Below are 16,945 nucleotides of genomic sequence, written 5' to 3'. Positions count from 1 at the left end.
TCACTCGACGCCGATGAGGAGCGGAGCCCCCTGCCGGCCGCCCCGGTAGACCACCGTGTCGACGGCGAGGTACGCCTCGCGCACGCGTGCCTCCAGGCGGTCGGCGACGCCGTCGGGGGCCTCGTCGCCGAGGACGAGGGTGACCAGCTCGCCGCCGGCCTGGAGCATGCGGTCCAGGACGGTCTCGGCGGTGGCCGTCACGTCCGAGCCGATCACCGCCACGTCCCCGTCTATCAGCCCCAGGACGTCCCCGGCCTGGCAGATGCCGGCCATGGTCCAGGACTGCCGCTCCGCGACCACGACCTCGGCGTAGCGGGTGGCTCCGGCCGCCGAGGTCATCTGGACGACGTCCTCGTCGAAGCGGCGGTCCGGCTGGTGCACCGCGAGCGCGGAGATGCCCTGGACCGCCGAGCGGGTCGGGATGAGGGCGACCCGGATGCCCTCCGCGCGGGCCTGCTCGGCCGCGGCGGCTGCCGTGTGCCGCAGGTCGGCGTCGTTGGGCAGCACCACCACCTCGCGGGCGTTGGCGCGGCGCACGGCGTCCACCAGCTCCCCGCTGGCCGGCGGCTCCCCCGGGCGGGCGAGCACGGTGGTCGCGCCGGCGTCGGTGTACAGCCCCGCCAGGCCCTCCCCCGGTACGACGGCCACCACGGCCCGCTGCACCCGCTCGCGCGGCGGCCGTGCCCCGCCGGTGTGCACGTCCCCGACGCCGAAGTGCGTGATCCGGATCCGGTGAGGGCGTCCGGCCTCCACACCCGCCTCGACGGCGGCGCCGGCGTCGTCGACGTGCACGTGGACGTTCCACAGGCCGTCGCCGCCGACCACCACCAGGGAGTCGCCGAGGGCGTCGAGCCGGGCCCGCAGCCGGTCCACGGCGGTGTCCTCGGCCTCCAGGAGGTAGACGACCTCGAACGCGGGCCCGCCGGCGCGCTCCGCGCGGTTCTCGGCCCGGGCGCCGGAGACGGCGTCCACGCGCGCGTGGCCGGCCGGGCCCTCCGCGCGCGTGTACACGTCGAAAGAGGCGGGTGTCTCCCCCGTGAACGCCTCGACGAGCGCCCCGAGCACCGCGACAAGGCCCCGCCCGCCGGCGTCCACCACGCCGGCCCGTTCCAGCGCGGCCAGCTGTCCCGGCGTCGCCGCGAGCGCCTTGCACGCTCCCTCGTAGGCGGCCCGCGCGACCGCCCCGCAGTCGCCCTCGGCCGCCTCGGCGGCGTCCGCGGCGGCCGTCGCGACCGACAGCACCGTGCCCTCCACCGGGTGGGCGACGGCCCGGCGGGCGGCGTCGGCGGCATACCGCAGGGCGAGCCGCAGCCGCTCCGCGTCGATGTGAGTCGCCTCACCCTCGGTGAGGACGTGGGCCATGCCGCGCAGCAACTGCGCCAGGATCGTGCCGGAGTTGCCGCGCGCGCCTATGAGGGCGCCGTGCGCCATCGCGCGGACGGCGTCGGCCAGGGTCGGCACCTCCTCGCCCAGCTCGTAGCCCGCGAAGACGGCCTCCACGGCCCCCGCGGCCGACTCCACCGTCATGTACAGGTTGGTGCCGGTGTCGCCGTCTGCCACCGGGTAGACGTTGATCGCGTCGATCTCCTCGCGCGCCCGCCCGAGCGCCCCGAGCGACAGTCCGCACCAGGTGCGTACCGCGAGAGCATCGAAGAATGTCTGCGGCACCTGCGCCACCTGCGCCTCCTTGAGCCGGCCGAACGTGGACGCAGCGTAGACCCCGGAAGGGTGTCCGCCGGAAGAGGGCCGGGGGCGGGCCCCTGAGCTGCCATGCTAGTTTCGTCTAACGGACGCAGCCGTTGTATGCTGCTCCGGTTGCCCGATCCGATCGGGCCATTCCCTGGCAACGCCACTCAAGATCTCTGATCCGTAGGGTCTCGATCCCGGCACGCCGGGATTCAACCGTAAGTGCATCTGAAGTCTTTGGAGTGACCCGTGGCTGCCAACTGCGACGTCTGCGGCAAGGGGCCGGGCTTCGGCAACAACATCTCGCACTCGCACCGCCGTACGTCCCGTCGCTGGAACCCGAACATCCAGCGCGTGCGTACTGTGGTCGGCGGGACGCCGAAGCGCGTGAACGCTTGCACCTCGTGCATCAAGGCCGGCAAGGTCTCGCGCTGACGCACTGTCGCTGAGCGCGCGGCCACCGCTGGTTCGCTGCACTGAGCCGGTCCACCTCCGGGTGGGCCGGCTTTTTGCCGTGCCCCGCACCAGGCCTGACAAGCTGATCCCATGCGCTTCGGCATCCTGGGCCCCCTGGACGTACGCACCGGCGACGGCACCCCTCTCGACCCCGGCGGCCCCCGCCCCCGCGCCCTGCTCACCCTGCTGCTCCTGGACGCCGGCCGGCCGGTCTCCGTCCAGCGCCTCACCGACGGCCTGTACGGCGCCGAGCCGCCCGCCGGGGCCGCCAACGCACTCCAGTCGCAGATCTCCCGGCTGCGCGGGCGGCTGGCCCCGCACGCGGAGATCGAGGCCACCGCCACCGGGTACCGGGTCGCGGTCGCCCCCGACACCGTGGACGCGCACCGGTTCGAAACCGTCTCCGCGGCCGGACGCGCCGCCCTCGCCGCCGGCGACCACGTGACCGCCGCGGCCCGGTTCCGCGAGGCCCTCGCCCTGTGGCGCGGCCCCGCGCTGCCCGACCTTCCGGACGCCGAGGCCGAGGCCGCGCGCCTCGAAGAGCTGCGGCTGGCCGCCGTACAGGACCGGATCGAGGCGGACCTGGCGCTCGGCGGCGGCTCGGGGCTGGTGCCGGAGCTGCGGGCGCTGCTGGCCGCCCGGCCGCTGGGCGAGCGGCTGTACGGGCAGCTGATGCGGGCCCTGCACGCGGCCGGGTGCCCCGCCGAGGCCCTCGCCGTGTACGAGGACGCCCGCCGCACGCTCGCCGACCGGCTGGGTGCCGATCCCTCCCCCGAGCTGTCCGCGCTCCATCTGGAGCTGCTGCGGGGCGCGGCGCCGGAGCGGCCCCGGATCCCGGTCCAGCTCACCCGTTTCGTCGGCCGCGAGCCCGAGCTCGCCCGGATCGCCGCCGGCCTCGCCGGGTCCCGGCTGCTCACGCTGACCGGCCCGGGCGGGGCCGGCAAGACCCGGCTCGCGATCGAGGCGGCGCAGCAGCACCCCGCCGCCTGCTTCGTGGAACTCGCGCCCCTGACCGACGGCGCCACGATGCCGTACGCCGTCCTGGCCGCCCTCGGCGTCCGCGAGGGGCTGCGCAGTCCCGCCGCCGACACCACGGACCGGCTGCTGGCCGCCCTGGAGGAGCGCGAGCTGCTGCTCGTCCTGGACAACTGCGAGCACCTGGTCGAGGAGGCCGCACGGCTCACCGCGCTGCTCCTCGCCGCCTGCCCGGGGGTGCGGGTGCTCGCCACCAGCCGGGAGTCGCTCGGCATCACCGGCGAGGTCCTGGTCCCGGTGCCCCCGCTGCCGCCGGAACCCGCGGTGCGGCTCTTCCTGGACCGGGCCCGCGCGGTGCGCCCCGGATTCGACGGGCAGGCGCGCGTGGCCGGCATCTGCGCCGCCCTGGACGGGCTGCCGCTCGCCATCGAGCTGGCCGCGGCCCGGCTGCGCACCCTCACCCCCGACGAACTCGCCGACCGCCTCCACGACCGCTTCCGCCTGCTGTCCCGCGGCGACCGGTCCAAGGCGCCCCGGCACCGCACCCTGCGCGCGGTCGTGGAGTGGAGCTGGGGGCTGCTGGACGAGGAGGAGCGGGAGCTGGCGCGGCGGCTGACGGCGTTCTCCGGGGGCGCGACGCTGGCGGCCGTCGAGGCGGTGTGCGGACTGCCGTATCCGGAGGACGTGCTGGCCTCGCTGGTGGAGAAGTCGTTCCTGGAGGTGTCCGAGGGCCGCTACCGGATGCTGGAGACGATCCGGGCGTTCGCCGCCGAGAGCCTGCCGAACCTGCCCGGTCCGGAGGACCCGGCGACCGCCCACGCCGGCTACTTCCTGCGGCTGGCCGGGGAGGCCGAACCGCGGCTGCGCGGCGGCGGGCAGCTGCCCTGGCTGGCCCGGCTCGCCGCCGAGCACGCCAACCTGGACGCGGCCCTGCGCCACCTGGTCCGCCACGACACCGGCGAAGCTGTCCGCCGAGGCCTACGACCAGGCCTACGACCAGGCCTTCGAGCAGGGCCGACGGCAACGGTCAGCGGCGGTCGGCGAACGGTAGGAGGACGGTCAGCGCCCCCTCCGAAGCTCGTCGCATGACGAAGAACACGGCGCACAACACGACCACCAAGCCGTCCGCGGACCTCGCCCACCTCGGTGTCCTGGTCTCCGGTGCCGGCGTCGCCGGACCCGCCCTCGCCCTCAACCTCGCCCGGCTCGGCGCCCGCGTCACCGTCGTCGAGAAGGCGGCCGGGCTGCGCGGCGGCGGCTTCGCGGTCGACTTCCGCGGCCATGTGCACCGCACGGTCCTCACCTCCATGGGCATCTGGGACGAGATCCACGCCCGCCAGACCCACATGGGCCGCCAGACGGTCGTCGACGCCGACGGCAGCCCGCGCGTCGACCTGCCCGCCGAGCTGATGAGCGGCGACGTGGAGATCTTCCGCGGCGACCTCGCGCGGCTCATGTACGAACGCACCCGGGACGACGTCGAGTACGTCTTCGGCGACTCGATCGCCGCCCTCGCGGAGGACGCCGGCGGTATCGACGTCGCCTTCGAGAAAGGCGCGCCCCGCCGCTTCGACCTGGTCGTCGGCGCCGACGGGCTGCACTCCGACACCCGTCGCCTGGTCTTCGGCGACGAGTCCCGCTACCTGCGTTTCTTCGACCACTACGTGGCCGGCTTCGACGTCCCCAACCACCTGGGCCTGGACCGCACCGGCCGGGCCTACAGCGAGCCGGGCCGCGGGATCGTCGTGGGCAACTACGACGGCGACCCGGACCGCGCGGGCGCGCTGCTGGTCTTCCGGTCCGAGGAGCTGTCGTACGACCGCAGGGACCTCGCGGCGGTCAAGCGGCTGCTGGCGGACCGCTTCGCCGGGATGGGCTGGGAGACCCCGGCCGTCCTCAGGGTCCTGGCGGACGCCGACGACGTGTACTTCGACGCGATCACCCAGATCCACGTCGACCGGCTCGTCAACGGGCGCGTGGCGCTGCTCGGGGACGCCGGGTACGGGGCGACGACGGGCGGGATGGGGACGGGGGTCGCGATCGTCGGCGCCTATGTCCTCGCCGGTGAACTGGCTCTCGCGGGCGGTGACTTCCGTACCGCCTTCGCGGAGTACGAGTCCCGGATCCGGGGTTTCGCCAAGGGCTGCCAGAAGATCTCCGGGAACGCGGGCCCGTTCTTCGCCCCGCCGACCGAGCGGCCGATCCGCAGCCGGGACCGGATGTACCGGGTGCTCGCCTCCCGTCCGCTGGCCCGGTTCTTCAAGCGGATGACCGAGAAGGCGGCCACCGACATCAGGCTGCGGGAGTACCCGGCCCCGGTTGCGGCCTGAGGGCCCAGCCGTGGTCCACGGGACCGATCCCGGCGCCGAGCGCGAACCCGGCCGCGATCGCCCCGGTGACGTACTCCTTGGCCCCGGCCACCGCCTCCGGCACGGGCTGCCCCTTCGCGAGCTGCGACGCGATCGCGGACGCGAGGGTGCAGCCGGTGCCGTGGGTGTGCCGGTTGTCGTGCCGGGGTGCGCGCAGCAGGAGTTCGTCGCTGCCGTCGGTGAGCAGGTCGACGGCCTCGCCGGGCAGGTGCCCGCCCTTGACCAGCACCCAGGTCGGGCCGTACGACAGCACGGCCGCCGCGGCCCGGCGCAGATCGGCCTCCGACTCGACGTGTACGCCGGTCAGTCGGGCCACCTCGTCGAGGTTCGGGGTGGCGACGGTGGCCAGCGGGAGGAGCCTGGTGCGGACCGAGTCGAGGGCGGAGGCGGCGAGGAGCGGGTCGCCGTGCTTGGAGACGCCGACCGGGTCCACGACCACGGGCGCGTCGGTCCCGGCGAGCAACTCGGCTACCGTCTCCACGAGTTCGGCGGAGGCGAGCATCCCGGTCTTCACCGCGTCGACCCCGATGTCGTCCACCACGCTCCGGTACTGGGCGCGGACGGCCGCCACCGGCAGCTCCCAAGCGCCCTGTACACCCACGGAGTTCTGCGCGGTCACCGCGGTGAGCACGCTCATGCCGTGCACGCCCAGCGCGAGCATCGTCTTCAGGTCGGCCTGGATCCCGGCCCCGCCGCCGGAGTCGGAACCGGCGACCGTCAGCACGCGCGGCGGGGTCACGACTCGATGTCCCCGAAGTGGTCCCAGCCGCCCTTGCTGGTCCAGGGTGCGCCGTCGACGGTCACCTGGGGCAGCGCGGACGGGTTGAGGACCTCGCCGATGACCTTCCAGCGGGCGGGCAGCTTCACGTCCGGCGGGAAGGTCGCCACGATCGCGTGGTCCTCGCCGCCGGTGAGCACCCACTGGATGGGGTCGACGCCGACGGCCTGGCCGATGTCGTTCATCTGGGTCGGGATGTCGATCGCGCCGGAGCGGATGTCGATCCGCACCTTGCTGGCCTCGGCGATGTGCCCGAGGTCGGCGATCAGCCCGTCGCTCACGTCGCACATCGCGGTCGCGCCGAGGGCGGCGGCGGCCGGGCCCGCGTGGTACGGCGGCTCGGGGCGGCGGTGCGCCTCCACGAACGCCCGGGGCGAGCGGAAGCCGCGGGAGAGCACCGCGTAGCCGGCCGCGGACCAGCCCAGCCAGCCCGTGACCGCGATCAGGTCGCCGGGCTGGGCGCCGGCCCGGGTGACCGGCTCCTGGTTGCGCAGGTCGCCGAGGGCGGTGATGGACACCATGATCGTGTCGCCGCGGACCACGTCGCCGCCGACCACCGAGGCACCGGCCACCTGGCACTCGTCCCGGATGCCGTCCATCAGCTCGCTGGGCCAGGTCACCGGGAGTTCGGCGGGCACCACCAGGCCGAGCAGCAGCGCGGTCGGCACGGCACCCATGGCGGCGATGTCCGCGAGGTTCTGCGCGGCCGCCTTGCGGCCCACGTCGTAGGCCGTGGACCAGTCGCGGCGGAAGTGCCGCCCCTCCAGCAGGATGTCGGTGCTCGCCACCACCCGGCGGTCGGGCGCGGCGACCACCGCGGCGTCGTCGCCGGGGCCGACCCGGACCGCAGGAGTGGTGGTGAGACGGGAGGTGAGCTCCCTGATGAGCCCGAACTCCCCCAGCTCACCAACAGTGCCCTTCATTGCCCTTTCGCCCCTTCTCTGCCTTGCCGTGCCCGCTCGCGCGTCACCGTCGTCCTGGATACGGTCGAGGTGACCGTCAACATCTGTCGTGCCTGCACCCCGGCGCGCAAGCCCCTGTCCGCGCAGGTCTCCCCGCGGTGAGCGGCGACGCGATACCGTGGCGTTCCTTTTCCCCACATGATCCTCGTGGCCGCCCTGGAGGTTCCGTGGTACAGGCGTACATCCTGATCCAGACGGAGGTCGGCAAAGCGTCGACCGTCGCCGAGATCATCAGCAAGATCCCTGGAGTCATCCAGGCCGAGGACGTGACAGGACCGTACGACGTCATCGTGCGCGCGCAAGCGGAGACCGTCGACGAGCTCGGTCGGCTGGTGGTCGCGAGAGTCCAGCAAGTGGACGGCATCACGCGTACCCTGACCTGCCCGGTGGTCCATCTGTAGCCCCCGTCTACCCTTGGCCGGTGAACTCCTTCCGTCACCGGCCATTCGGTCTGCCCGCGCTCGCCGCGCTGATGATCGCCGCAGCGGGCTGCTCATCAGCAGACGACGCCCCGTCTGCGGCGGTTCCCAGTCCGGGCGGGGCGGTTGCGACGCTCTGCGATCGCCTTGACCGGGTGCTGCCGACGAAGGTCGACAAGCTGGGCCGACGGGATCCCGAACCGGCCTCCCCGCTGACCGCCGGTTGGGGCGGCGACCCGGCGATCATACTGCGCTGCGGTGTCGAGCGGCCTGCGAAGATGGCCGACGCCGAGGCCGACGGGGTCGAGGTGAACGGGGTCGGGTGGCTGCTGGAACAGGAGTCCGACAAATCGTTTCGGTTCACCACGACGCTACGGAAGGCGTATGTCGAGGTGACGATTCCCGCGGGGCGGACCGGGGACGGCATGGCGCCGCTGGTGAGCTTGGCGCCTGCCGTCAAGAAGGCGATTCCGGAGGGGATTGCCGACTAGGCGCCGTGCGCGGAGCCGTTGTGTGTCGGGTGCCGGTGCGTGGTGGTTGCTCGCGCAGTTCCCCGCGCCCCCAGGTGGGTCACCTCAGCCCTGTCGAACGGTTGAGGGCGGCCTGGATCAGGCGGTCGACGAGTTCGGGGTAGGGGATGCCGGTCGCCTGCCACATCTGGGGGTACATGGAGATCGGGGTGAAGCCCGGCATCGTGTTGATCTCGTTGATGACGAAGTCGCCGTCCTCCGTGAGGAAGAAGTCGGCGCGGACCAGGCCCTCGCAGGAGGCGGCCTCGAAGGCGTCCACCGCGAGCTCGCGGACCTCGGCGGTCTCCTCGACCGTCAGCGGGGCCGGGACGATGCCGGGGGTGGAGTCGATGTACTTGGCCTCGAAGTCGTAGTAGGCGTGCTCCGAGGGCGGCGGGATCTCCGCCGGGACCGAGGCGCGCGGGCCGTCCTCGAACTCCAGGACGCCGACCTCGATCTCACGGCCGCGGATGGCCGCCTCGATCAGGATCTTCGGGTCGTGGGACTGGGCCTCGGCGATCGCCTCGTCCAGCCCGGCGAGACCGTCGACCTTGGTGATGCCGATCGACGAACCCGCGCGCGCCGGCTTCACGAACAGCGGCCAGCCGTGCTCGCCGGCGAAGTCGACGATCTTCTTGCGGGCGGCGGACTCGTCCTGCTGCCACTCCCGGGGGCGGATCACCAGGTACGGGCCGACGGCCAGCCCGAAGGAGGCGAACACCCGCTTCATGTACTCCTTGTCCTGGCCGACGGCCGAGGCGAGCACGCCCGAGCCGACGTACGGGACGCCGGACAGCTCCAGGAGGCCCTGCAGGGTGCCGTCCTCGCCGTACGGGCCGTGCAGCATCGGGAAGACGACGTCGACCTCGCCGAGCGCCTTGGGCACCGAGCCGGGCTCGCTGTAGACGACCTCGCGGTTGGCCGGGTCGACGGGGAGCACCACGCCGCCCTCGACGGACTCCGCGAGGTCGGCGACCTCGGGGGTACGGCGTTCGCTGATCGCCATGCGTTCGGGTTCGTCGGCCGTGAGCACCCAGCGGCCTTCCCGGGTGATGCCGATCGGCAGGACGTCGTACTTCGTCCGGTCGATGGCGCTCAGCACGGCTCCGGCGGTGACCATGGAGATCCCGTGCTCGGAGCTCCGGCCGCCGAAGACGACGGCCACGCGCGGCTTGCGAGCGGGCTGCTCAGGGCTCTGGGAGAGGTTCTCGGTGCTCATATCGCGTTGAGAGTACCCGGTGGTAGGGCCCCGAGACAGCGTCGGCAGGGCGGGGTGGCTCAGCGTCGCTCGGGCTTCGCGCTGCGCGACATCAGCTCCTTGAGGGCGACCACCGGGGGCTTGCCCTCGTGCACGATGTCGACGACCGTCTCGGTGATCGGCATCTCCACGCCGTGCCGGCGGGCCAGATCGGCCACCGACTCGCAGGACTTGACGCCCTCGGCGGTCTGCCGGGTGACCGCGATGGTCTCCTCCAGGGTCATGCCCTTGCCGAGGTTGGTGCCGAAGGTGTGGTTGCGGGAGAGCGGGGAGGAGCAGGTGGCCACCAGGTCGCCGAGCCCGGCGAGTCCCGAGAAGGTCAGCGGGTCGGCGCCGAGGGCGAGGCCGAGCCGCGCGGTCTCCGCGAGACCGCGCGTGATGAGCGAGCCCTTGGCGTTGTCGCCGAGCCCCATGCCGTCGGCGATGCCCACGGCGAGGCCGATCACGTTCTTCACCGCGCCGCCCAGCTCGCACCCGACCACGTCGGTCTCGGTGTACGGCCGGAAGTACGGGGTGTGGCAGGCGGCCTGCAGCCGCCGGGCGACCGTCTCGTCGGTGCAGGCGACCACGGCGGCGGCCGGCATCCGGGCCGCGATCTCGCGGGCGAGGTTGGGGCCGGTGACGACGGCGATCCGGTCCGCGCCGACCTTGGTGACGTCCTCGATGACCTCGCTCATCCGCATGGCGGTGCCGAGTTCGACCCCCTTCATGAGGGACACCAGGACCGTCTCGGGAGCGAGCAGCGGCGTCCACTCGGCGAGGTTGGCCCGCATGGTCTGGGACGGCACCGACAGGAACGTGAAGTCGGCGCCGGCGGCCGCCTCGGCGGGGTCGGTGGTGGCCCGCAGGTTCCCGGGGAGTTCCACACCGGGCAGGTAGTCGGGGTTGGTACGGCCGGAGTTGATCGCCTCGACCACCTCCGCGCGCCGCCCCCACAGGGTGACGTCGCACCCCGCGTCGGCGAGCACCATTCCGAAGGCCGTACCCCACGAACCCGCGCTGAAGACCGCCGCCTTGGCAGGCTTGCTCACTTGCCGCTCTCCTCTTCCGGACCGCTCTGCGCACGCGTGCGGCGCCGCTGCTCGATCCGCACCTGGCGAGGATCGTAGGGGGTCTCGGGAGCCTTCTCGCCGCGGATCTCCTCAAGCTGGCGGGTGATGGCCGCCATGATGACCTCGGTCGCCTCCTTGAGGACGTCCTGGGTCATCTCCATGCCGTAGAAGCGCGTGAGGTCGACGGGCGGGCCCGCGAGGACGTGGTGCGTCTTGCGGGGCAGCAGGTCGGGCTTCTTCGCGTACGGCGGGAGGAGTTCGTTGGCGCCCCACTGGGCGACCGGGATCACCGGGCACTTGGTCTGCAGCGCGACCCTGGCGGCACCGGTCTTGGCGGCCATGGGCCACTGGTCGGGGTCTCGGGTGATCGTTCCCTCGGGGTAGAAGGCGACGCACTCGCCGCGTTCCACGGCGTCGATCGCGGCCCGGAAGGCGCTGAGCGCGTCGGTGGACTCGCGGTAGACGGGGATCTGGCCGGTCCCCCGCATGGCGGCGCCGACGAATCCCTTCTTGAAAAGCCCGCTCTTCGCGAGGAATCGCGGAACACGGCCGGTGTTGTACTGATAGTGGGCGTAGGCGAAGGGGTCGATGTGGGAATTGTGGTTCACCGCGGTGATAAAACCGCCCTCGGCCGGAATGTTCTCCATTCCACGCCAGTCCCGCTTGATCAGAACCACCAGCGGAGGTTTGCAGAGCACCGCAGCGAAGCGGTACCAGAAGCCGATTCTCCGGCGGGGCACGCGGACACCTTCCTCTAGGACTTCTTCCCGGCCTGGGATCGGGAAGAAGTGTGGCCCCGGCCCGCCGGCCTGTCGAGAACACCGTACGCCTCGGTGTCGCGACCACCCCGTGGGCCCGGGTGACAATGAGGCAACAAGGGAGGGACGGTACGACTGTGCAGTGGACCTTGGTCATCCCGCTCAAACCTCTGGCCCGCGCCAAGAGCAGGCTCGCGGACACCGCGGCGGACGGTGTGCGTCCGTCACTGGCCCTCGCCTTCGCCCAGGACACGGTGGCGGCGGCCCTGGCCTGCCAGTCGGTGAAGGATGTGGCGGTCGTCACGGACGACACGCTGGCCGGGCGCGAGTTGTCGGCGCTGGGTGCGCGCATCGTCCCGGACACGCCGGGCAGCGGCCTGAACGCGGCGCTGCGGCACGGGGCGGCGGCCGTCCGGGCATCGCGACCGGAAAGCCCCGTGGCGGCCCTGAACGCCGATCTCCCGGCCGTCCGCCCGCTGGAATTGGCCCGGGTGCTCGACGCGGCCGCGGAATTCCCGCGCGCTTTTCTCCCGGACACCGCGGCAATCGGCACGACCCTGCTGGCGGCGGTCCCCGGCCAGGAATTGGCGCCCGCATTCGGCCCGGATTCCCGCGCCCGGCACGCCGCCTCGGGCGCCGCGGAACTGCGCCTGGTGGGCGTGGATTCGGTACGCCAGGACGTGGACACCGGCGCCGACCTGCGCGCGGCCCTCGCCCTGGGCGTCGGCCCCCGCACCGCCGCGGTGGCGGCCCGCCTGCTGATCCCGGACCAGTAGGCTGCGCCCATGCAGGCGACCGCATACACGTACGACCCCGAGACCCGCAGCGGCCAGGTGCTCCTGGACGACGGCACCCCGGTGCCGTTCGACGGCAGGGCCTTCGAGGCGGGCGGCCTCAGGCTGCTCCGGCCGGGACAGCGGGTGCGGATCGAGACCGAGGGGTCGGGCGAAGAACTTCGCGTGACTCTGGTGACCCTGCAAACGTTCTGAAGCGCAAGCGCCCCGTAAGGGGCGCGGGGCTGCATTCGGTATGCGGCTCCGCCGCGTGGGCGCGACCAGCCCCAACGGCGCCGCACCCGAAACCCAACGCATCCCTGTCACCGAACACACCGCGGGCCGGACTCCCCGAGGGAGTCCGGCCCGTCGCGTGAGTGTCCCAACCCTGCCCTGAAGCGGGCCCCGGCTCAGCGAGCCGCGGCCTTCTTGGCGACAGCCTTGCGCGCCGTCGACTTCTTGGCCGGCGCCTTCTTGGCGGTGACCTTCTTGGCCGGGGCCTTCTTCGCGGCCGTCTTCTTCGCCGTCGCCGTGGTCTTCTTGGCGGTGGTCTTCTTCGCGGTCGCCGTGGCCTTCTTCGCGGCAGCGGTGGTGGTCTTCTTGGCCACCGTCTTCTTCGCGGTGGTCTTCTTCGCCGCCGCCGTCGCCTTCTTGGCGGTGGTGGTCTTCTTCGCCGCCGCCTTCTTCACCGTCGCCGAAGCGCCGCCGGTCAGGCTGCCCTTGGGCGCCTTCTTGACCGCGACCTCGCCGCCGCGCGGCAGCTTCTTGGAGCCGCTCACCAGGTCCTTGAAGCCCTGACCGGCGCGGAAGCGCGGCACGGAGGTCTTCTTGACCCGAACCCGCTCGCCCGTCTGCGGGTTGCGGGCGTAGCGGGCGGGGCGGTCCACCTTCTCGAAGGACCCGAAGCCGGTGACCGAGACCCGCTCACCTGCGACGACCGCGCGGACGATGGCGTCCAGGACATGGTCGACAGCCTCGGCGGCCTGCTGGCGGCCGCCCATCTTGTCGGCAATCGCTTCTACGAGCTGCGCCTTGTTCACGTCTTCCCCTTCGGAGACATCGCCAGAACGAATGTGTTCAAGCTTTTTCGCACGTTAGGCAGATATATACCGCAAATCAAACACGAAACGGGCTTATCACCCTTGTGCCGCAACGGACTCGGCCGGCTCGTACGGTCCGGTCAGCGGTCCTCTTCGGGGATTCGACCCGCGTCGAGGTCCGCGTTGAACCGTTCGAGCCGCCGTGCCGCGTCGGCGACGTCGTGTTTGGCCGCGGCCGTAATGACCAGCAGCTTCCGGGTCAGCGCCATCCGTACGCCCTCCGGGACTTGCAGTGCACGCACTTTTGTGTGCGCTTCCTTGAGTTGGTCCGCGACTGCCGCATAGAGCTGGAGTTGGCCGTCGTGTTCCATGCACAGATTGTGCCATCTGGGGCGAGTTGTCGCCTGCGCAGGGTGCAACTGGCGCCTCGAATGGCCTTCCAGGCACTTGCGGAAGCCACGGACACAGCACTCACTTACCCCGACAACATCCGCCCTAACGTGGGAAGTTGGCAAGACCTGCGACAACGCGAGCGCCCGTTCGGGTGCAGACATGGCTGTACCCCCAATCGTGGCGATCGGGGGTACAGGCGGGGTGTTGCGGTGGCTGAAACCAGCCGTATTCAGATGTGCGGGTTCACGCCGAACCGGCTCCGGCTCAGACCTGGAGCGTCCGCGGCTTGTACGACGGCCGCTTGGCCTCGTAGGCGGCGATGTCCGCCTCGTTCCGGAGGGTGATGGAGATGTCGTCCAGGCCGTTCAGCAGCCGCCAGCGGGAGTTCTCGTCCAGCTCGAAGGAGGCGGTGACGCCCTCGGCGCGCACCTCCCGGGCCTCCAGGTCGACGGTGATCTCGGCCTCGGGGTCCTTCTCGGTGAGCTCCTGCAGCGCCTCCACGATCTTCTGGTCCAGGACCACCGTGAGCAGGCCGTTCTTCAGCGAGTTGCCGCGGAAGATGTCGGCGAAGCGGGAGGAGATCACGGTCTTGAAGCCGTAGTTCTGCAGCGCCCAGACGGCGTGCTCACGGGAGGAGCCGGTGCCGAAGTCGGGGCCGGCGACCAGAACCGTGGCCCCCTGCCGCTCGGGGCGGTTGAGGATGAAGTTCTCGTCCTTGCGCCAGGCCTCGAAGAGCCCGTCCTCGAAGCCGTCCCTGGTGACCTTCTTGAGCCAGTGAGCAGGGATGATCTGGTCGGTGTCGACGTTGGAGCGGCGCAGCGGGACGGCCCGGCCGGTGTGCGTGGTGAATGCTTCCATGGCTGATCAGACTCCAGCGGGCGTGCGAACGTCGGCGTCGGACAGGTCGGCGGGCGAGGCCAGGTGGCCCAGGACGGCCGTTGCGGCCGCGACCTGCGGCGACACCAGGTGGGTACGGCCGCCCTTGCCCTGCCGGCCCTCGAAGTTGCGGTTGGAGGTGGACGCGGAGCGCTCACCCGGGGCCAGCTGGTCCGGGTTCATGCCGAGGCACATCGAGCAGCCCGCGTGCCGCCATTCGGCGCCGGCGTCCTTGAAGACGACGTCCAGACCCTCGGAGACGGCCTGCAGACCGACCCGGGCGGAGCCGGGGACGACCAGCATCCGTACGCCGTCGGCGACTTTGCGGTCCTTGAGGATCTCGGCGGCGGCGCGCAGGTCCTCGATCCGCCCGTTGGTGCAGGAGCCTACGAAGACGGTGTCCACGTTGATCGAGCGCAGCGGCTGGCCGGCGTCCAACCCCATGTACTCCAGGGCCTTTTCGGCGGCGAGGCGCTCCGAAGCGTCTTCGTACGAAGCCGGGTCGGGGACGTCGGCCGAAAGCGGCGCACCCTGCCCCGGGTTGGTGCCCCAGGTGACGAACGGCGAGAGCGCGGCGGCGTCGATGTGCACCTCGGCGTCGAATTCGGCGTCCGCGTCGGTCTTCAGGGTCTTCCAGTACGCGACGGCGGCGTCCCAGTCCTCGCCCTCGGGCGCGTGGGCGCGGCCCTCGAGGTAGGCGAATGTGGTCTCGTCGGGGGCGATCATGCCCGCGCGGGCACCGGCCTCGATCGACATGTTGCAGATGGTCATCCGGGCCTCCATCGAGAGCTTCTCGATGGCGGAGCCGCGGTACTCCAGGATGTAGCCCTGGCCGCCGCCGGTACCGATCTTCGCGATGATCGCCAGGATCAGGTCCTTGGCGGTGACGCCGTCGGGCAACTCGCCGTCGACCGTGATGGCCATGGTCTTGGGGCGCGCCAGCGGCAGCGTCTGGGTGGCCAGCACGTGCTCCACCTGGGAGGTGCCGATGCCGAACGCGAGGGCGCCGAAGGCGCCGTGCGTGGAGGTGTGCGAGTCGCCGCAGACCACGGTCGTGCCGGGCTGGGTCAGGCCCAGCTGCGGGCCGACGACGTGCACGACGCCCTGCTCGACGTCGCCCAGCGGGTGCAGGCGCACCCCGAACTCGGCGCAGTTCTTGCGCAGGGTCTCCAGCTGGGCGCGGGAGACCGGGTCCGCGATGGGCTTGTCGATGTCGAGGGTCGGGGTGTTGTGGTCCTCGGTCGCGATGGTGAGGTCGAGGCGGCGCACCGGGCGGCCGTTCTGGCGCAGCCCGTCGAAGGCCTGCGGGCTGGTCACCTCGTGCAGCAGGTGCAGATCGATGAAGAGGAGGTCGGGCTCGCCCTCGGCGCGCCGGACGACGTGGTCGTCCCAGACCTTCTCCGCGAGTGTCCTACCCATCGCTTTCCCTCCGGCCGGCAGACGTGCACCGGCCCAACTAGAGATCTTGAGGAGGCGGCTGCCCGTGTTCCGGGCCCCTGAAGTCGTGGTTCCGGGCGTCCGCCGCCGGGCCCGTTGGTCTGCGGGCCACTGTGTGGTTCCAGGGTGGCGCGTTCCACGGAAAATTGAACTTGCGTTTCACAGAGTGAGACGTGAGTATCGTTGCATGGACAACAGTAGCGGCGTCGGCGTGCTGGACAAGGCGGCCCTTGTCCTGAGCGCCCTGGAGTCCGGTCCGGCCACCCTCGCGGGTCTGGTCGGGGCCACCGGACTGGCACGACCCACGGCCCACCGACTGGCCGTGGCCCTGGAACACCACCGCATGGTGGCACGCGACATGCAGGGCCGTTTCATTCTCGGCCCCCGACTCGCGGAACTGGCGGCGGCGGCCGGCGAGGACCGCCTGCTCGCGACGGCGGGCCCGGTGCTGACGCACCTCCGTGACATCACCGGAGAGAGCGCGCAGCTCTATCGCCGCCAGGGCGACATGCGGATCTGCGTGGCCGCCGCGGAACGCCTGTCCGGACTCCGGGACACGGTCCCGGTCGGCTCGACGCTGACGATGAAGGCCGGTTCCTCGGCGCAGATCCTCATGGCCTGGGAGGAGCCGGAGCGGCTGCACCGCGGCCTCCAGGGCGCCCGCTTCACGGCGACGGCCCTGTCGGGTGTGCGCCGCCGCGGCTGGGCCCAGTCCATCGGCGAGCGGGAGCCGGGCGTCGCGTCGGTGTCGGCGCCGGTGCGCGGCCCCTCCAACCGGGTCGTCGCCGCCGTCTCCGTCTCCGGCCCCATCGAGCGCCTGACCCGCCACCCCGGCCGCATGCACGCCCAGGCCGTCATCGACGCGGCGGCCCGCCTCTCCGAGGCCCTGCGCCGCACCGGCTGACACCCCGCAGGGAGAGCCCGGCCCCAACGCCGCGGCAGGTCTCTCCCTACGGCAGTGCAACCCCCAGGGGCGCGGCGCCGTATCGATTTTGCGGCTACCGCCGCGTGGGCGCGACAAGCCACGCGCGGCCCGCACCCGACCAGTGACCGGCATTCCCACGGCACAGAACGTGCCACCACCGGCCGCCAGCCGACTGCGACGCCGTCGCGGCTGATCGCGCAGTTCCCCGCGCCCCCTACAGGGCGCCGCACCCAAGCCGGGCGACAAGCGAAGCAGCCCTTCGCACAGCCACCGGCCGTC

General features: G+C 72.1%; 17 protein-coding genes and 1 pseudogene. 8 read left to right on the top strand and 10 right to left on the bottom strand.

The features are described 5' to 3' along the window. Complete coding sequence (locus ACGF5O_RS33645; protein WP_393813659.1) at nt 1–1,677, bottom strand: DAK2 domain-containing protein; 1,677 nt, start codon at nt 1,675–1,677, stop codon at nt 1–3. Nucleotides 1,678–1,935: 258 nt separating this feature from the next. On the opposite strand from ACGF5O_RS33645, the gene rpmB reads away from it, so the two are divergent. From rpmB to ACGF5O_RS33630, 3 genes and pseudogenes are all read left to right on the top strand, one after another. Next, nucleotides 1,936–2,121, top strand: a complete 186-nt coding sequence (rpmB, locus tag ACGF5O_RS33640; protein ID WP_003993230.1) for a 50S ribosomal protein L28 — start codon at nt 1,936–1,938, stop codon at nt 2,119–2,121. Nucleotides 2,122–2,232: 111 nt separating this feature from the next. Then, nucleotides 2,233–4,089: pseudogene (locus ACGF5O_RS33635) on the top strand (ATP-binding protein); the annotation flags it as partial. 113 nt (nt 4,090–4,202) lie between these two features. Continuing rightward, on the top strand, nt 4,203–5,447 hold the full coding sequence (locus tag ACGF5O_RS33630) for an FAD-dependent monooxygenase (RefSeq protein ID WP_393813658.1): 1,245 nt from the start codon (nt 4,203–4,205) through the stop codon (nt 5,445–5,447). Here the strand turns inward: ACGF5O_RS33630 and thiD are convergent. Together thiD and ACGF5O_RS33620 are read right to left on the bottom strand one after the other, a co-directional pair. Next, nucleotides 5,410–6,225, bottom strand: a complete 816-nt coding sequence (gene thiD, locus ACGF5O_RS33625; RefSeq protein WP_393813657.1) for a bifunctional hydroxymethylpyrimidine kinase/phosphomethylpyrimidine kinase — start codon at nt 6,223–6,225, stop codon at nt 5,410–5,412. The two genes, ACGF5O_RS33630 and thiD, sit on opposite strands and share 38 nt — an antisense overlap. Further along, a complete protein-coding gene (locus tag ACGF5O_RS33620; RefSeq protein WP_093498874.1) occupies nt 6,222–7,187 on the bottom strand; it encodes a thiamine-phosphate kinase in 966 nt (321 codons plus the stop codon). Before ACGF5O_RS33620 ends, thiD begins: the two co-directional genes overlap by 4 nt. A 206-nt stretch (nt 7,188–7,393) precedes the next feature. On the opposite strand from ACGF5O_RS33620, the gene ACGF5O_RS33615 reads away from it, so the two are divergent. Continuing rightward, nucleotides 7,394–7,627: an Lrp/AsnC family transcriptional regulator gene (locus tag ACGF5O_RS33615; RefSeq protein WP_093498875.1), complete on the top strand. Its 234-nt coding sequence runs from the start codon at nt 7,394–7,396 to the stop codon at nt 7,625–7,627. Between the two features lie 20 nt (nt 7,628–7,647). Next, complete coding sequence (locus ACGF5O_RS33610) at nt 7,648–8,136, top strand: DUF3515 domain-containing protein (protein WP_393813656.1); 489 nt, start codon at nt 7,648–7,650, stop codon at nt 8,134–8,136. A 79-nt stretch (nt 8,137–8,215) separates the two neighbouring features. On the opposite strand, the gene ACGF5O_RS33605 is transcribed toward ACGF5O_RS33610, so the two are convergent. From ACGF5O_RS33605 to ACGF5O_RS33595, 3 genes are read right to left on the bottom strand one after another with little or no spacing between them, the layout of a single operon-like run. Then, nucleotides 8,216–9,373, bottom strand: coding sequence for a D-alanine--D-alanine ligase family protein (locus tag ACGF5O_RS33605; RefSeq protein WP_393813655.1), 1,158 nt, complete (start codon nt 9,371–9,373; stop codon nt 8,216–8,218). A gap of 59 nt (nt 9,374–9,432) precedes the next feature. Then, on the bottom strand, nt 9,433–10,443 hold the full coding sequence (locus tag ACGF5O_RS33600; RefSeq protein WP_362583570.1) for an NAD(P)H-dependent glycerol-3-phosphate dehydrogenase: 1,011 nt from the start codon (nt 10,441–10,443) through the stop codon (nt 9,433–9,435). Then, nucleotides 10,440–11,204, bottom strand: a complete 765-nt coding sequence (locus ACGF5O_RS33595) for a lysophospholipid acyltransferase family protein (protein WP_393813654.1) — start codon at nt 11,202–11,204, stop codon at nt 10,440–10,442. The genes ACGF5O_RS33600 and ACGF5O_RS33595 overlap by 4 nt, the downstream gene beginning before the upstream one ends. A 155-nt stretch (nt 11,205–11,359) precedes the next feature. Here ACGF5O_RS33595 and cofC point away from each other — a divergent pair, with 155 nt between their 5' ends. Continuing rightward, entirely contained in the window at nt 11,360–11,998 is a 639-nt protein-coding gene (gene cofC / locus ACGF5O_RS33590) for a 2-phospho-L-lactate guanylyltransferase (RefSeq protein ID WP_393813653.1), read from the top strand. 9 nt (nt 11,999–12,007) lie between these two features. After that, complete coding sequence (locus ACGF5O_RS33585) at nt 12,008–12,211, top strand: hypothetical protein (protein WP_393813652.1); 204 nt, start codon at nt 12,008–12,010, stop codon at nt 12,209–12,211. Nucleotides 12,212–12,405: 194 nt separating this feature from the next. Here the strand turns inward: ACGF5O_RS33585 and ACGF5O_RS33580 are convergent, their stop codons facing one another. From ACGF5O_RS33580 to leuC, 4 genes are all read right to left on the bottom strand, one after another. Beyond that, complete coding sequence (locus ACGF5O_RS33580) at nt 12,406–13,035, bottom strand: HU family DNA-binding protein (protein WP_393813651.1); 630 nt, start codon at nt 13,033–13,035, stop codon at nt 12,406–12,408. A 140-nt stretch (nt 13,036–13,175) separates the two neighbouring features. Further along, nucleotides 13,176–13,406, bottom strand: a complete 231-nt coding sequence (locus ACGF5O_RS33575) for a hypothetical protein (protein WP_362583586.1) — start codon at nt 13,404–13,406, stop codon at nt 13,176–13,178. Nucleotides 13,407–13,692: 286 nt separating this feature from the next. Continuing rightward, a complete protein-coding gene (gene leuD, locus ACGF5O_RS33570) occupies nt 13,693–14,286 on the bottom strand; it encodes a 3-isopropylmalate dehydratase small subunit (protein ID WP_393813650.1) in 594 nt (197 codons plus the stop codon). A 6-nt stretch (nt 14,287–14,292) separates the two neighbouring features. Beyond that, nucleotides 14,293–15,723 (bottom strand): 3-isopropylmalate dehydratase large subunit, encoded by a 1,431-nt coding sequence (gene leuC / locus ACGF5O_RS33565; RefSeq protein ID WP_393813649.1) that lies wholly within the window; start codon nt 15,721–15,723, stop codon nt 14,293–14,295. 205 nt (nt 15,724–15,928) lie between these two features. Here leuC and ndgR point away from each other — a divergent pair, with 205 nt between their 5' ends. Continuing rightward, a complete protein-coding gene (ndgR, locus tag ACGF5O_RS33560) occupies nt 15,929–16,645 on the top strand; it encodes an IclR family transcriptional regulator NdgR (RefSeq protein WP_089098541.1) in 717 nt (238 codons plus the stop codon). The last annotated feature ends 300 nt before the right edge of the window (nt 16,646–16,945 follow it).

This window comes from Streptomyces sp. NPDC048291, from assembly GCF_043201715.1.
GTDB lineage: Bacteria > Actinomycetota > Actinomycetes > Streptomycetales > Streptomycetaceae > Streptomyces.
The sequence above is the reverse complement of the archived record's forward strand: the minus strand, read 5'-3'. Positions and strand labels throughout refer to the sequence as shown.

Bases quoted from the DNA above. Each gene is read 5' to 3' on its own strand.
- ACGF5O_RS33575 (WP_362583586.1), bottom strand. From the start codon at position 13,406: ATGGAACACGACGGCCAACTCCAGCTCTATGCGGCAGTCGCGGACCAA.
- leuC (WP_393813649.1), bottom strand. From the start codon at position 15,723: ATGGGTAGGACACTCGCGGAGAAGGTCTGGGACGACCACGTCGTCCGG.
- leuD (WP_393813650.1), bottom strand. From the start codon at position 14,286: ATGGAAGCATTCACCACGCACACCGGCCGGGCCGTCCCGCTGCGCCGC.
- ACGF5O_RS33630 (WP_393813658.1), top strand. From the start codon at position 4,203: ATGACGAAGAACACGGCGCACAACACGACCACCAAGCCGTCCGCGGAC.
- ACGF5O_RS33605 (WP_393813655.1), bottom strand. From the start codon at position 9,373: ATGAGCACCGAGAACCTCTCCCAGAGCCCTGAGCAGCCCGCTCGCAAG.
- ndgR (WP_089098541.1), top strand. From the start codon at position 15,929: ATGGACAACAGTAGCGGCGTCGGCGTGCTGGACAAGGCGGCCCTTGTC.
- ACGF5O_RS33585 (WP_393813652.1), top strand. From the start codon at position 12,008: ATGCAGGCGACCGCATACACGTACGACCCCGAGACCCGCAGCGGCCAG.
- ACGF5O_RS33620 (WP_093498874.1), bottom strand. From the start codon at position 7,187: ATGAAGGGCACTGTTGGTGAGCTGGGGGAGTTCGGGCTCATCAGGGAG.